12 protein-coding genes and 1 pseudogene are annotated in these 13,745 nt (G+C 44.8%); 5 read left to right on the forward strand and 8 right to left on the reverse strand.

Annotated elements, in window-relative coordinates; translation table 11 throughout:
* Positions 1–559: 559 nt before the first annotated feature.
* Together ACFGVS_RS20195 and ACFGVS_RS20200 are read right to left on the reverse strand one after the other, a co-directional pair.
* Entirely contained in the window at positions 560–1,258 is a 699-nt protein-coding gene (locus ACFGVS_RS20195) for a hypothetical protein (RefSeq protein WP_439695341.1), read from the reverse strand.
* A complete protein-coding gene (locus ACFGVS_RS20200; RefSeq protein WP_439695342.1) occupies positions 1,248–4,745 on the reverse strand; it encodes an RICIN domain-containing protein in 3,498 nt (1,165 codons plus the stop codon). The genes ACFGVS_RS20195 and ACFGVS_RS20200 overlap by 11 nt, the downstream gene beginning before the upstream one ends.
* A 729-nt stretch (positions 4,746–5,474) precedes the next feature.
* On the opposite strand from ACFGVS_RS20200, the gene ACFGVS_RS20205 reads away from it, so the two are divergent.
* Positions 5,475–5,774 carry a hypothetical protein gene (locus tag ACFGVS_RS20205; protein WP_439695343.1) on the forward strand — a complete coding sequence of 100 codons (300 nt, stop codon included), beginning with the start codon at positions 5,475–5,477 and terminating at the stop codon, positions 5,772–5,774.
* 142 nt (positions 5,775–5,916) lie between these two features.
* Here the strand turns inward: ACFGVS_RS20205 and apaG are convergent, their stop codons facing one another.
* Positions 5,917–6,303, reverse strand: a complete 387-nt coding sequence (gene apaG, locus ACFGVS_RS20210; RefSeq protein WP_090651379.1) for a Co2+/Mg2+ efflux protein ApaG — start codon at positions 6,301–6,303, stop codon at positions 5,917–5,919.
* A 48-nt stretch (positions 6,304–6,351) separates the two neighbouring features.
* Positions 6,352–7,344 (reverse strand): tRNA dihydrouridine synthase DusB, encoded by a 993-nt coding sequence (dusB, locus tag ACFGVS_RS20215; RefSeq protein ID WP_439695344.1) that lies wholly within the window; start codon positions 7,342–7,344, stop codon positions 6,352–6,354.
* A gap of 40 nt (positions 7,345–7,384) precedes the next feature.
* Between dusB and ACFGVS_RS20220 the strand changes: the two genes are divergently transcribed.
* The 4 genes and pseudogenes from ACFGVS_RS20220 to ACFGVS_RS20235 form a co-directional block, all read left to right on the forward strand.
* The gene (locus ACFGVS_RS20220; RefSeq protein ID WP_439695345.1) at positions 7,385–8,332 is read left to right on the forward strand and encodes a lysostaphin resistance A-like protein; all 948 of its coding nucleotides are present in this window, start codon (positions 7,385–7,387) and stop codon (positions 8,330–8,332) included.
* Positions 8,332–8,544: a hypothetical protein gene (locus tag ACFGVS_RS20225; RefSeq protein WP_090651382.1), complete on the forward strand. Its 213-nt coding sequence runs from the start codon at positions 8,332–8,334 to the stop codon at positions 8,542–8,544. The genes ACFGVS_RS20220 and ACFGVS_RS20225 overlap by 1 nt, the downstream gene beginning before the upstream one ends.
* A complete protein-coding gene (locus ACFGVS_RS20230; RefSeq protein ID WP_439695346.1) occupies positions 8,541–9,347 on the forward strand; it encodes a phosphatidate cytidylyltransferase in 807 nt (268 codons plus the stop codon). Before ACFGVS_RS20225 ends, ACFGVS_RS20230 begins: the two co-directional genes overlap by 4 nt.
* A gap of 26 nt (positions 9,348–9,373) precedes the next feature.
* Positions 9,374–10,027: pseudogene (locus ACFGVS_RS20235) on the forward strand (phosphatidylserine decarboxylase family protein); the annotation flags it as partial.
* A 294-nt stretch (positions 10,028–10,321) separates the two neighbouring features.
* Here ACFGVS_RS20235 and ACFGVS_RS20240 read toward each other — a convergent pair.
* From ACFGVS_RS20240 to aat, 4 genes are all read right to left on the reverse strand, one after another.
* Entirely contained in the window at positions 10,322–11,422 is a 1,101-nt protein-coding gene (locus ACFGVS_RS20240; RefSeq protein ID WP_439695347.1) for a GDSL-type esterase/lipase family protein, read from the reverse strand.
* Between the two features lie 402 nt (positions 11,423–11,824).
* Positions 11,825–12,238, reverse strand: a complete 414-nt coding sequence (locus ACFGVS_RS20245; RefSeq protein WP_090651386.1) for a hypothetical protein — start codon at positions 12,236–12,238, stop codon at positions 11,825–11,827.
* Positions 12,239–12,494: 256 nt separating this feature from the next.
* Complete coding sequence (gene ruvC / locus ACFGVS_RS20250) at positions 12,495–13,076, reverse strand: crossover junction endodeoxyribonuclease RuvC (RefSeq protein ID WP_439695348.1); 582 nt, start codon at positions 13,074–13,076, stop codon at positions 12,495–12,497.
* Positions 13,077–13,095: 19 nt separating this feature from the next.
* Positions 13,096–13,734 (reverse strand): leucyl/phenylalanyl-tRNA--protein transferase, encoded by a 639-nt coding sequence (gene aat, locus ACFGVS_RS20255; RefSeq protein ID WP_439695349.1) that lies wholly within the window; start codon positions 13,732–13,734, stop codon positions 13,096–13,098.
* Between the last annotated feature and the right edge of the window lie 11 nt (positions 13,735–13,745).

A 13,745-nucleotide genomic window follows, 5' to 3' on the forward strand; every position in this document is an offset into this window, starting at 1 on the left:
GTAAACATGCTAAGTAATGAATATGCAAATCCCAGGTGCACGTTTCATCCGGGGGGGGTGTAGTTTTAAACAGAGTAAAAGAGTAATACAAGAGCATTAGGGTTAACAATAAGCATTGTTGCCTTGTCTTAAATGCATGCCGTATACTTAGCATGCGGGCGCACAAGCCCGAAGACCTTGCGGCAGGGTTGATAGGGGATTTGCTTTGACAGGTATCCTTTCCGGAAAAATAAGCCGGGGTTATACCAGTTGCCTGTTCAAATGTCGGGCAGCGGATTTGCTACTAACCTGTGGTAACAACCAGAACGCTTCGTTTTACTTAAAAATATTAACCACCAGTGGTGTACCACCCCGTACCAGGGTGTTTCAGGGTGTACCAGGGTGTTTCAGCCCGTTTCATGGTGTGTCAGGGTGTTTCACCTGTACCGGTACAGTACACTTTGCTGCTAAAAACCAGCTCCCCATTCTTCCCGTTGTTTGGTTTACCACAGGCTATATGCCTCATACATCCCCGAAAAGTATGCCTTGCGGTAGTGTTGAGTATCAACGATTACAAAACTCAGTTCACTTTAAATTGAAACAAGCCTGAATCGGAAGTATTACCATTGACATCTTTGGTTACAATTTTCCAGTAATATTGTAATCCCGATATTACGCTAACATTATTATAGAAATTATCTATAACGTTGCTTTTTAACACGCCCGGCGATGTACCGGTACCGAAATATACATCGTAGCCGGTAATATTACCGCCAACAGAACTGCCTTTCCAGCTCAGGTTAACCGTACCGGTCGGGGCCGCAACATTTTGGCCGATAGCGGGGGCAACAACATCGGCCGGGTAAGGCGCATAGGATACCGTGCCGGCACCGGCATTGTAAAATTTCCAGGTATCGCTTTGTACCGTAGTAGCCGACTTGCTTGATTTTGATACGATATACCACGAATATGGCGTGTTTCTGAATAGGGTTATTTGCAGTTGTGTAGTGCTTGTGGTTTGTGATGTGGTAGCCCCGGTTAAAAGGTTCTTGAGGTTTAAGTCGTAACTATCCGCATTGTTCGAAGTTCCCCACGTAAACAAAACAGAACTTTGGGTAGCAGAAATAATTGTTCCGCTTGTGCAGGCCTCATTTTGTTTGGGAAGCGTTAATGTTGCTTTGCCTGGCGTAAAATCCGGGACGGGCGCAGGGGCGCTCTTTTTCCCGCAGCACGCCGTCGCTATTAAAAACAATACGCTTATTAATAATCTACTTTTCATTTTTTATTATTTTATATAGCGTTTCGGAATCATCTAATGATAGCTTAAGGATATACACACCCTTCCCAAGACTGGACAGATCTAAAGAAATGATGCCCGATTGATTTGGATATTGCTTAGCATAAAGCACCTGCCCGGTTTTTACACTACTGATTTGAACAACGGCCTTGTTAACAATATCATTACCAATGCTCAGGTTTAACGTACTTTCAAAAGGGTTGGGATAAACCAGCGCCTTGTTAGCTACGATGATGTCTTTTTGTATAATTCCCTGGCATTCCCTATCGGTGGTTACGGTAAGCTTATTCATTCCTTTTGAAAGGGACAGGGTTACCTGGTTTTCTGTTGTGGCGTACAACACGCCGTTTAGGTTTACATTGTAGCTGGCACCGCCCTGAAAATTTAAACTTACACTATTGGCACTTGTGTTTACGGTTGAATAAACCGACAAATCTTTCGGCTCGGTTACTACTACGTTGTCACATTGCAGATTGTCCGTTTTTCCCGTTATCGTTATGCAAACAGCATAACTCCCGGCCGCTAAATTTTGCACCTGCAGGGAATCTGTAAACTGATAGGGCGTGCTTACGCTGTTTCCGGTAATGGTGGCGGTATAATTTAAAGATTCGGCCGCTTTGATATTTATCAACCCGTTATTTTTCCCTTTACAGGTAGCGCTCGTTACTGATATTTTAAAGTTTGTTACCGGCAGCGCCACAGTTAAGGTTTGGTTAACAGGGGTTGCCGCGGTATAAATATTATTGCCCTGCTGCGATGCGGTAATTATACTTGTTCCCAGGCCGGCTACATGTATTTTCCCGTTAACAATGGTTGCAACGGAGGTATCGCTGCTGGTATAACTTACCGGCAAGCCCGAGCTTGCTGTCGCGCCGGCATCAAAATCGGCGTCGCCCGCTTTTTTCCGGGGAATGGTGTTAAACGTAATGGTTTGGAGACCTCCTGTCAGCTGGGTAATTTCGCTTGCCGATAAAGCGTAGTTGTACACCCTGAAATCGTCGATATTACCGTTAAACAATGGATCGGGGTATTGACTGCGGCCAATGTAGTTCAGTATGGGTTTAAAGTCCAATGGCCGTATGGTGATAGCAGCAGAGGAAGCCACTTTTTCGCCATTAACATATATGGTTGCACCGGCCGTATCTAAGGTTACAGCCACATGGCTCCACTTACCCGAAGGCAGCGCCGCTGCTTCTAACCCTTGCTCGGCCCCGCCGTTCTTAATGGCAAAACGTAGTCCCGCCCCGCCGTTTGGGGTTAAAAACAGATATTGATCCTGGTCGTTCCCAAAATCGAAGATGCGTTGCCAGGCGGTCCCTCCGTTCCAATAAACCCACGCGGCAATGGTAATACTTTGCTGATTTGCCAAAGTTGCCGGCAGTTGTACAAAAGTATTTGTACTGTTGAACGCAATTGCCTGTTTACCAACCTTACCCGCAACAAATGAAACATCGCCATACGATGCCCCGTGGTTTAAATTTATTGAGCTATCGCGGGTATTCCCTTCGAATTGGAGTTGAGCAACAAGGTTTTTTGCTCCGGTTGTAGCAGCCGAAACCTCAGTTGAATAAGCCGAAAAATTCAGGGATTTATCTACCGCTTTTATTTTATAAAAGTATGTTCCGTTTATGGTGGTGGTGTTATCTACAAAAGAGGTTGAGGTTATGTTGCGTGCGATGGTAGCATAAGTACCTCCCGCCGTTGCTGACCGATAGATGTTATACCCGGCCACGTCTTTGTCGGGGCTGGCAGTCCAGCTCAATAGTACAGATTCGGCATCTGCCTTGACAACCAGATTGGTGGGTGTAGCCGGCGCAACAAATTCCACCGCTGCACCAACGGGCAGAAAACGCCATTGCTGGTTGGTTCCCCCATTTTTATCCCATTGGCAGATGTTTGCCCCATCTGCAGTGCTGCCATTAAATACGTCGATACATTTTGCACTGTAACGGCTGCGGATATAAAACCAGCCATCCTGGGTATATTCCAGGTACCATTGTTGGGCAGCGTTTTTATTATCGTCCCATGCGTCGATAGTAGCACCATTGTCCAGCGAAAAATTAAAGAGGTCTGCCGCTTTGTTGCTGTTTACATTAATAAAGCTAAAGTAACTAAAGTCGCCCCCTATTCTTGAATCAACCGGGATTACATCCCATTGCTGATAAGCAGCCCCGGTGTTGGTTCCCTGCACAAGATTTGTACCTGCTGCGGTACCGCCCCCCGCAACCTGCAGTACTTTACCGCTATTGCGGTTCACCAGTACGTAACGTCCGCTGATAACGGGCTGAATATCCTCGCCCCAGGTTACATTTACCACCCTTTCGGCATTGGTTTGTCCATTTTGGTAACTGCCGGCAGCGCCGCCGGGCATTACCATGGTGTATTCCCGTTGCGGGCCATAACCATTGTAGTACACGTCCCTGTCTTTTGATACAAACCGATAGGTGGTGGTAACGCCCTGCCGTTCAGACATGCCGGCGAAGGCCTGTACCTTGCCATCGGGGTTCCGGTAAACCGATGCAGCTGTCCAGTTGGGGCGGTGTTCGGCATATCCGAGCCGAACGCCGTCGCTGGCTTTTACAAACTCGCCGCGGGCCAGCTCGGCTGTGCCCCACCAGATACCGGCCTGCATACCATATTCAGCACCAACCATCGCTTCCATAACATTGTGCAACTCATCATTAGTGGCATAATGGGAGTTGGCCCTCACGGTTTGCTGAAAAGAAGCATAGTTATCAAAACTACCGGCAAGCTGGTGCGTATTTCCTTCATCTAACCTGTCTTTTAAAGGGATGTACCAGGTTAAGGCCTGATCGTCATTCAGCGTGTTGCCCCCGCTGATACGAATGTTGGCAAAGCGGGGATTAGCTTTCAGCAAGCCGGCAATATTAAAAAAATCGGTAACCGAACCTTGTGTACTCGATGGGTTATCGGGTTCATTAAATGGCGAAACGGTAACTACGGTGTGTCCGGCATCCTGGTGCCGCCGAGTAGTTACATCTATTAGTTGCGACCAATTAGTGGCATTGCCTGCAAACGAGGGATCAACCGTGGGGTTGTCATCATTTAACACCACTTTGGTATTTGGGGCCAGCCACGTATTAATTATATTTATTCGTTTATTAAGTGTGGCGAGTTCCGCGGGCGCAAGGTCGCCATTTACCAATGCGGAAGTTGGCGTAAAGGAAGACCGCACCAGGCGCACCCTATCCGCACCCATAAAGGCTACTCCCCGCCTCACGTTTTCTTCGCTGAGCCAGGCCAAATCTAATCCAAACGTAATGGGTTTAGAAACGCCTGCATCCGCAACTCCAAATATCACCGTCCTATCCGGAACGGGTTGGGCAACAAAGTAGTTACTTGCACTGGTGGTTTGAGCCGAAACATACGAAGAAGCCATTATGGTCAAAGCAGACAGGCCCAATTTGTACAGGCTATCCAACTTAAAAACAGCGGGTTTAATTTTCACGATACTTTTTTTGTATGTATTAGACCGCATTACGAATAAAAGGGTGAACTACCTTGTAGTTTTAAGTTGCTAAATCGTTCACCGGGAAACCAGGAGATTAAGCGCATAGCAATTGAATGAGGGACAGAAGAAGACTACCAAACTATTTAGGCGACACAATAATTATAGCGTAACCCTCCTTTGGTTGGGTCGGGCTACAATTGTTAAGAAAGGCAGCTATGAAAAACAATATCGAACACTGAATTTCGAATATCCAACACCGAAAATTTTCCTTTGATTCGAAATTGTTTATCCGGTGGTCGACATTAAATCGACCTCTATTCTTTATTGACATTGGGCACAATGCGCGGGGCCGGTATTCGTTGCTATTCCTTACAGCGGATGAGAGGGGGTATATGCTACCGCTTTAAAACAACCCTCGGGGGCAGGATATTTCACTCTTTCAGGACTCCGAGTCTAATATCCCCAACTATCCAAACCTGTCGCAAAATCACTCAGGCCTAATACAAGATCCGCGCTTAAAATCGTGTGATTATTTTGTACCTTTTCCTCTAATTATCTGTATAATTTAAATTTACAACTCAATTGTTTATGATGGCACACCGGTTATTTTTTATCCTGAGTTTTTTCGCAATTGTATTGGTGTCCGGCATTCTTTATTTCTTTTTTATACTTTTTAAAAGTCACAGGAAATGGAAGGTGAAAATCAAAAGTAATCCAAAAGACAGAATGGCTAAAAGCCAGCAGGATTTTATTGACTTTTACCTGAACTTAGGTTATGAAGAAAAAAGTATTGTCTTTGTTTATAGTCATGCACAGAAGTTTTTAAGGGCACATGATTTAGTCCTGCTACATACCGACGATATTGTAAACCTTTACGAGCGCGGGGAAGAAGAGTGGTTTTATATTCTGAACAGATGGCTTAAACACCGGGGCTTCGTTGAACTTTCTGAATCTGATTTTAAAGACAGAAGTGCTAAGGCTTTGGACTTTGAATTTTTAATCAGAACAATCCAATTGCGGGGGTGATTTGAGCTTGAGCCGTTTTACTCACTCAGGCCATCATTGGGTAGCATTTGGTTTTTCATCTTACCCACAAAAAAACCCGGACAATCACTCATCCAGGCTTTATATTTTTTGTCTTAATTCTTGATTCCAATCTCTTGACTCTTTAATTCATCCTATACGGTGCAATCAAATAAAATTCCGGGATTTGCACATTAAAGCTGGCGTTATCCATCAGGCGGGTCATCTGGTATTCGCCTTTCATGCTGCCCATATCGGTTTTAAGGTTACAGCCCGAAACGTACTCATGTGCATGGCCGGGTTCTATCACCGGTTGCTGGCCTACCACACCTTCGCCTTCCACTTCGCGCTTGGCGCCGTTGGAATCAAAAATATACCAGTGGCGGCTAATTAGCTGGATAGCATAATTGCTCATATTCTCGATGCTCACCTTGTAGGCAAACATAAAATGATCATTAGCCGGGTTAGAATACTCGGGCTGATATATGGTTTCTATGGAAACCTTAACACCTTCTGTAATAGTGGTAACCATGAGGATATTGTCTCGTTTAAATTCAAATATAATGAAAGCGAACAAATATTAAGCCATTTCTATGGCATATTTTTCGTCAATCTCGGCCAGTATCTGTTGCACCTCCTCTAAATTGCCTGCCGTTACCAGCCTCATGCGGAATTCTTTAAAGTGATCTATCCCTTTAAAGTAGTTTGAATAGTGCCTGCGCATTTCAAAAATGCCGGTTTTAGGGCCTTTCCACTCTATTGATTTTTGCAGGTGGGTTGAGCAGGCTGCAATGCGTTCGGTAATGGTTGGTTTATCTAAGTGCTCGCCGGTATTAAAAAAATGTTTTATCTCCCTAAAAATCCAGGGGTAACCAATGGCTGCACGGCCAATCATCATACCGTCTACCCCAAATTCCATACGCCAGTTGGCCGCTTTTTCGGGCGAATCGATGTCGCCATTGCCGAAAATGGGGATTTTTATACGCGGGTTTTTCTTGATATCCCTTATCAGCGACCAATCGGCAACGCCTTTATACATCTGCGCACGGGTACGGCCGTGAATGGTAAGGGCTTTTATGCCCACATCCTGCAGGCGTTCGGCCACTTCGTATACGTTTTTGGTATTATCATCCCAACCTAAACGGGTTTTTACGGTTACGGGCAGGAGGGTAGCTTCAACAACCGCTTTGGTCATGGCTACCATTTTATCAATATCCTGCAATAGACTGGCGCCGGCGCCGCGGCAGGCCACCTGTTTTACCGGGCAGCCGTAGTTAATATCCATCAAATCAGGCCCGGCAAGGGATGCAATTTCGGTAGCCTCGCGCATATGGTCGATATCGCTGCCGAAGATCTGGATGCCAATGGGCCTTTCGTACTCAAAAATGTCCAGTTTCTGGCGGCTTTTTGCCGCGTCGCGGATGAGGCCTTCGCTCGAGATAAACTCGGTATACATCATATCCGCGCCGTTTTGCTTGCACACGTAACGGAAGGGAGGATCGCTCACATCTTCCATCGGCGCCAGCAACAGCGGGAACTCTCCTAAATCAATATTTCCTATTTGTACAGACATGCTTATCTTTAGCCCTGCAAAAATACGAAAATTACCCTAAATGATACAAGAACCTATAAAACAGGACACTCCGCAAACAAATACCATTAATCCCTTCCTTCAGTTTCTAAGCATCACCGGGATAACTATTGGCCTGGTAATCGTTTTTTCGGCGATAGCAGCGGGGGTTATCATGTCTGTTTTTGGGATGAAAACCCTTACCGATACCTTTGCATTTAATACTGGCAACCCCCATCTTAGTTCGGCATTGTGGATATTGCAAATAGTAAGTACAACTATCCCTTTATTCCTGGCTCCGGTTATTTTTGCCCGATTAATCATGAACGATACGCGCGATTATTTGAAGTCCTCCTTTAATTTCACCCCGGTTTTTTTGCTGCTGATATTTACCATCATGCTGTTTTCAAACCCTATAATGGAGGCTTTAACCAATATTAACCAAAGGCTGGTTTTACCCGCATCGTTAAAGGGACTGGAAGAGTGGATGCGCGCTGCCGAGCAATCGGCCCAGAAAGCAACTGAGGCTATGCTCAGCATGAAAAATATCTGGAGCATGCTGTGGGCGGTATTTGTTGTCGGCCTGCTTACCGCCATTGCCGAAGAGTTTTTGTTCCGCGGCGTTATCCAAACCATTTTTGTGCGCCTTACCAAAAACAAACATGCCGCTATCTGGATAACCGCCATCCTGTTCAGCGCATTTCACATGGAGTTTTTTACTTTTTTGCCAAGGGTGTTCCTGGGCGCCATATTCGGCTATTTTGTGGCGTATAGCGGCAGCATCTGGACGGGCGTTTGGGGCCATTTTTTAAATAACGGCTCGGCGGTGGTTATTACATACCTGTATAATCAAAAAATAGTTAAGCTTAATCCCGAGGATCAGCATGTATTTAATTTATGGGCGTATGCTTTTAGCTTGATAATTGTATTATTTTTGCTTTTTATATATAGAAATTTATCGATGCAAAAAAAACCGGCGCTGAGTAATTAATGGAAAAAAACTGGGTCAAAATTTTTAGTTCATCCAATTTTTATCAATCAGAGATTGTTAAGCAAGTACTTATCCGCCACCATATCGATACCGTTTTATTAAACAAACAAGATTCATCGCACCGTGCCTTCGGCGATATTGAAGTTTACATTCACCAGGAGGATTTTAGTAAGGCTATCGAGATTATGATCCTCAATCAAATTAGTTTATGAAATTACGCGCCATCACCGGCTTCTTTTTTATTATCGTGATGATTGCCTCAAACCTGTTGGGGCCATACGTTTTCAGTGGGTTTTATCTTGTACTCTCCGGCTTTTGCATGTTCGAGTTTTATAAACTGGTAAGGGAGGGCGGCATGACGGCCAGCCGCGAAACCGGTATTATCAACGGCGCATTGTTTTTTTTACTGGTTGCGGCCAACTTCTACTTCCCGGCCTGGCGGTTAATATTTTTACTCCCCGTTACTTTCAGCGCCATTTTTATACAGGAATTATATAAAAAAACAACTGCTCCGTTCACCAATATCGCCTTTACTTTTCTGGGGATCATATTCGCAGTAGTGCCGTTCATGTTTTTTCACGCAATGGCATTTATGGGCGCGGGCGCTGTTTTTAACTTCCATATCCCGCTGGCCTTCCTCATTATTTTGTGGAGCAACGATACCGGGGCTTACCTGGTGGGCAGCAAAATGGGTAAAACCAAGCTGTTTGAACGCCACTCGCCTAAAAAAACTTACGAAGGCTTAATTGGCGGCATCATCATCAGCGCAATTGCCGCTTTAATACTGGCCCACTTTTATACCGAACTTACCTGGAAACAATGGGTTACCATAGCTATCCTTATTTCGTGCTTTGGCACCCTGGGCGATTTGGTTGAATCGATGTTTAAACGCAGCATCAACGTAAAAGATAGCGGCGGCATTTTGCCTGGCCACGGGGGCCTGCTGGATAGGTTCGACGGATTATTAATGGCCGCGCCTATTGTTTATGCATACTTATACTTCATTTCAAATTAGTAGTTTTGTAATAAATCATCTATAATATGACTTTTCATAAAGAAGGATACACCTCATTAGCCATAACGGTACTTTTTATTTTTGTACTGAACGCTGTAGTACAGTTTTACTTTCCGCAGGCGCATACGCTTAAATGGTTTATTTACATTTTATCTGGATTCTTTTTCCTGGTTATCGTACAGTTTTTTCGTAGCCCGTTTTTTGACATCAACACCGACGAAACTACTGTACTTTGCCCTGCCGATGGAAAAGTTGTAGTGATTGAAGAAACCGAAGAAACCGAATTTTTAAAAGACAAACGCATCCAGTTGTCGGTATTTATGTCGCCCGTAAACGTGCACGTAAACCGTAACCCAATTGCAGGTGTGGTAAGTTATTTTAAATACCACAAAGGCAAATACCTGGTGGCCTGGCATCCAAAATCGTCAACAGAAAACGAGCGTACTACCATCTGTGTTCAAAACAGCGAGGGTGTATCGGTTTTGTTCAGGCAGATAGCAGGGGCTTTGGCCCGCCGTATTGTATGGTATGTAAAAGAGGGTGATATTGTAGAGCAAGGGCAGCAGTTTGGCTTTATCAAGTTTGGATCAAGGGTTGATGTTTTCCTGCCTTTAGGATCAAATATTTTGGTAAATATTGGTGACGTAGTGAAAGGCGGCCGTACCATCCTGGCCGAGCTGCCAACCGGTTTAGCCGCAGTTGCCGAAGAACAACAGGCAAAAATAAACAGGCCCGAAAGTTTTGATGATGAACCTGCCGAAATAACCAACGAAGGGCATCAGCAGGAGTTGCCTTTGGTTATTGACCATCCCGAAGTTGAAGAACCCGCAAAACCGGCAAAGAAGGCAGCACCTATAAAAAAAGCCACACCGGCAAAGAAAGCGCCGGCTAAGCCGAAAGGCGACGCGTAGTAACCGGGTTTAAAATATAAAACGGGGGATGTCATATTGGTGACCTCCCCTTTTTTGTGACTGTCAATCCGCTTTCAACAACCCTTCAAAAAATGGCTTAAGCTCTTCGGCCAGTATTTGATGATCGGCCACACTGGGATGGCCCGAACAACCATGTGCATCCATCGGCTTAAAAAAGAAAGTGGCTACCGGTTTATCACTGGGGTAAATAGTATCTATCTGCTTTTTTATGCTGATAAGGCAATGCTGTAAAATGGTGTTCGATGTATCCCGTATCATGGGGCTGCTCAGCAAAGCTATCCGCGCTTTGGGATATTTAGATTTTACCAGCTGCACAAATTTTACATAATCGGCCACAAACTGTAGGGTATCAAAAGCGGCCCTGGGGCTGCCGTCGCCTTTGCTCATGTCATTGGTTCCTAAAGCAACACTCACAATTTTGGGGCTGTATGTATTGAAGTTCCATTTTTGCGGATTGTTGACCTGGAAATCAGTATTTTCATACACCTGGGGCATTGAAGGGCCATTCCTGTTCCACGTACGATAAATGCCAATACCACTTACGCTGGCCAAAACAAAATTGGCATTTAAAGCCCGGCTCACCCTTGGCCCGTAAGCCATATAGGCATTGTGATGGTCGTGGTATTCGCCGGTGCCGCACGGGATTTCCGAATCATCTGCCGCCGCGCCGCAGGTAATGCTATTACCTATAAACTCAATTAACGGCAGTTTGGGTATCGCCAGGCTTTTTATACCGGGCGCTGCAATTTTTGATATGATGACGGCTCCTGTATGGGCTTCCGTTGCTTTATATATCCAAACGCGGTGTTTCCCGGGGCCGTCCGCCTTTATTATAACCGGCGCGGTTACACCGCCATCAATCCTTACTCTTTTTTGGTAAACACCATCCAACTCATATTGCAGGTAATTATGCTGGCCGGCTACGGCAATTGTGGCATATACCGCGCATTCAGTCCCTTTAAAGCTAAAACCAAAATGTGCTGCGGACGTAATCAATTCTAATTGATGCTGCTTGTCGATTACGGTACGCCCGATAGGTTTTAACTGCGCCGCAAAAATGGTATCTGTTAGTTTTGTATACCCATAGCTTTCGCCGCAGGACAGTACCAACAAAATAAATGCTATCGCTAATCTTATTTTCATAAAGGTTGTATTGAACAGGCAATATTGGTCATATTTTGATGAAATACAATATTGGTGAATTTATTAGCATAAAAGGTTATAATAATACCAGTAGGAAAAAACTGTACGGCCGGGAGGTTTTGATATTCGGGGAAGACACGAACCTTTTTTTGGAAAATATACCGAATAATATGGAGCGGAAAATGATAACAACATTATGTCGGGTACCCACCAGGCAAACCTAAAAAAATGGGGATAACGGGCAAAGAAATGTAGTTAGATCAATGTACTAAATTCCAGTCATTGCCAGGTACGAAGTAATCGCGACTTTTGCAAATCCGTTAAGCAGGCGACGAGGTTGCCACGCCGAGCACTGACAATTTATTTAAATACGGATAATGTGTACGTATGCTACAACGTATTTTAACTCGAAGCCTTTACCAGCAGGGGCATCACCGGAGCATCGAAAATATTGGCAAAAGCATTTGCAATGCCCTTGGCTTTTTCGGCTTTCTTGAAATCTTCGGGATAAAAAATGTAATCAACGCCGAGCACTTTTAAAAGGCTATCAACCTTGGTGTGTTCCTTTTGCTTGTAACAGCAAATCTTTATTTTATTGTAAGCGGGGTTTGATTGTAAGCGACGCAATATCTTTTCTATGTCGGCGTTTAGATGATCGTAATCAAAAATTACCAGGTTGGGTTTTTGCTCGTGAATGGACGGAAAAATATGACTTGTTGACGAAATATGCTTAAATTGTTTATTATTCGGCAACAACTCAACCGAAAAAGTATCGGGAGCAACCAATAGCACATTTTTAGACCGTACTCGGATCATGATCAATCAATTAAGGGGACTTAAAAGTAATTGTTAAAGTGCACTTTGTCAACAATTTATTGCTTTTTGTAATAAAATAATGCAAAAAAGAACGGTTTGTTGCGAATTTAATAGGCTGACAGACATGTGGTTTCTTTGGGGTTAAATTTCTTAATTCCGAAAGCGATCTGCGTTTGTCATTGCGGCTTATACGGCGGGAAACAGAAAATGTTACCGAAGGCCTGTTGGTTTTTAAAATGACTTTGGGGAGCCGGATTTAAACTATCCTTTTTGCATTGTCCTTCACAAAGGTATCCCAGCCCGAATATGATTTTTTGCTGCCCGAAGCTGATTTGCCGGCGGCACCCATCCTTTGAAAGGAGTGGCAAACAGCAACAGCCAGGCCATCGGTGGCATCTAAAAAATCGGGTGTTTCTTTAAACTTTAACAAGTTTTGCAGCATGGCGGCAACCTGCTCTTTAGTGGCATTTCCGTTGCCGGTTATAGATTGTTTTATTTTGCGGGGGGCGTATTCGGTAATATCTAAATTGCGCGATAGCGCCGCCGCAATAGCCACGCCCTGCGCCCGGCCCAGTTTAAGCATTACCTGGATGTTTTTACCGTAAAACGGCGCTTCGATAGCCAGGCAGTCGGGATTATAATTATCGATAAGGGCAACGGTTTTTTCAAATATGCGCTGTAGCTTGATCATGTGGTCGTCAAGCTTTTCCATCTTTACCACACCAAGGGCAATAAGTTCTATCCTGGGGCCGGTTTCTTTCACCAGGCCATAACCCATAACGGCGGTTCCGGGGTCGATTCCTAAAATAATTCGCTCTTTTGTGCTGGCCTGTTGCATACCCCTCAAAGGTAACCAATCAAAGCAAACTATTGTGCAAAATGGCTATATATTGCTCTCGTGATATCATGCGCGCCCCCATTGATTCCAGGTGGCTGGTGTGCACCTGGCAATCAATCAGTTTAAATTTATTGGTTTGGCACAGGTAAATTAACGCTGTTTTTGACGCGTTGCTTGCTTTACTAAACATGCTTTCACCACAAAAAACATCGCCAACCCAAACGCCGTAAAGCCCTCCAACCAATTGACCTTGCTCCCATACTTCAACAGAATGGGCGTAACCTTCAGCATTCATGTTGATGTAGGCCGCCTGCATGTCATCGGTAATCCAGGTGCCGTCCTGCCCTTCGCGTGGCGCCGCCGAACAGGCTTTTATAATATCGGCGAAGCAGGTATTGGTTGTAATCCTGAACCGGTTGGCGCGCAACACCTGGCGCATTGATTTGGAGATTTTTAATTCATCGGGATACAGCACAAAGCGCTCATGCGGCGAATACCAGAGGATAGGAGAATCGTAGCTATACCAGGGGAAAATGCCATTTTGATAAGCCAGTAACAGCCTTTGGGTTGATAAATCGCCGCCTACAGCCAAAAGCCCGTCTGGTTCGGCCAGATCGGGCTCAGGAAAAAGTAAACGTTCATCAAGCCTGAATATCATCAGGCGCAAAT

Origin of the sequence: Mucilaginibacter sediminis (assembly GCF_051903035.1) — a bacterium.
Taxonomy (GTDB): domain Bacteria; phylum Bacteroidota; class Bacteroidia; order Sphingobacteriales; family Sphingobacteriaceae; genus Mucilaginibacter.

Bases quoted from the DNA above. Each gene is read 5' to 3' on its own strand.
- ACFGVS_RS20240 (WP_439695347.1), bottom strand. From the start codon at position 11,422: ATGAAAATAAGATTAGCGATAGCATTTATTTTGTTGGTACTGTCCTGC.
- ACFGVS_RS20220 (WP_439695345.1), top strand. From the start codon at position 7,385: ATGATACAAGAACCTATAAAACAGGACACTCCGCAAACAAATACCATT.
- ACFGVS_RS20225 (WP_090651382.1), top strand. From the start codon at position 8,332: ATGGAAAAAAACTGGGTCAAAATTTTTAGTTCATCCAATTTTTATCAA.
- ruvC (WP_439695348.1), bottom strand. From the start codon at position 13,076: ATGCAACAGGCCAGCACAAAAGAGCGAATTATTTTAGGAATCGACCCC.
- ACFGVS_RS20245 (WP_090651386.1), bottom strand. From the start codon at position 12,238: ATGATCCGAGTACGGTCTAAAAATGTGCTATTGGTTGCTCCCGATACT.
- ACFGVS_RS20230 (WP_439695346.1), top strand. From the start codon at position 8,541: ATGAAATTACGCGCCATCACCGGCTTCTTTTTTATTATCGTGATGATT.
- aat (WP_439695349.1), bottom strand. From the start codon at position 13,734: ATGATATTCAGGCTTGATGAACGTTTACTTTTTCCTGAGCCCGATCTG.
- dusB (WP_439695344.1), bottom strand. From the start codon at position 7,344: ATGTCTGTACAAATAGGAAATATTGATTTAGGAGAGTTCCCGCTGTTG.
- apaG (WP_090651379.1), bottom strand. From the start codon at position 6,303: ATGGTTACCACTATTACAGAAGGTGTTAAGGTTTCCATAGAAACCATA.
- ACFGVS_RS20205 (WP_439695343.1), top strand. From the start codon at position 5,475: ATGGCTAAAAGCCAGCAGGATTTTATTGACTTTTACCTGAACTTAGGT.
- ACFGVS_RS20195 (WP_439695341.1), bottom strand. From the start codon at position 1,258: ATGAAAAGTAGATTATTAATAAGCGTATTGTTTTTAATAGCGACGGCG.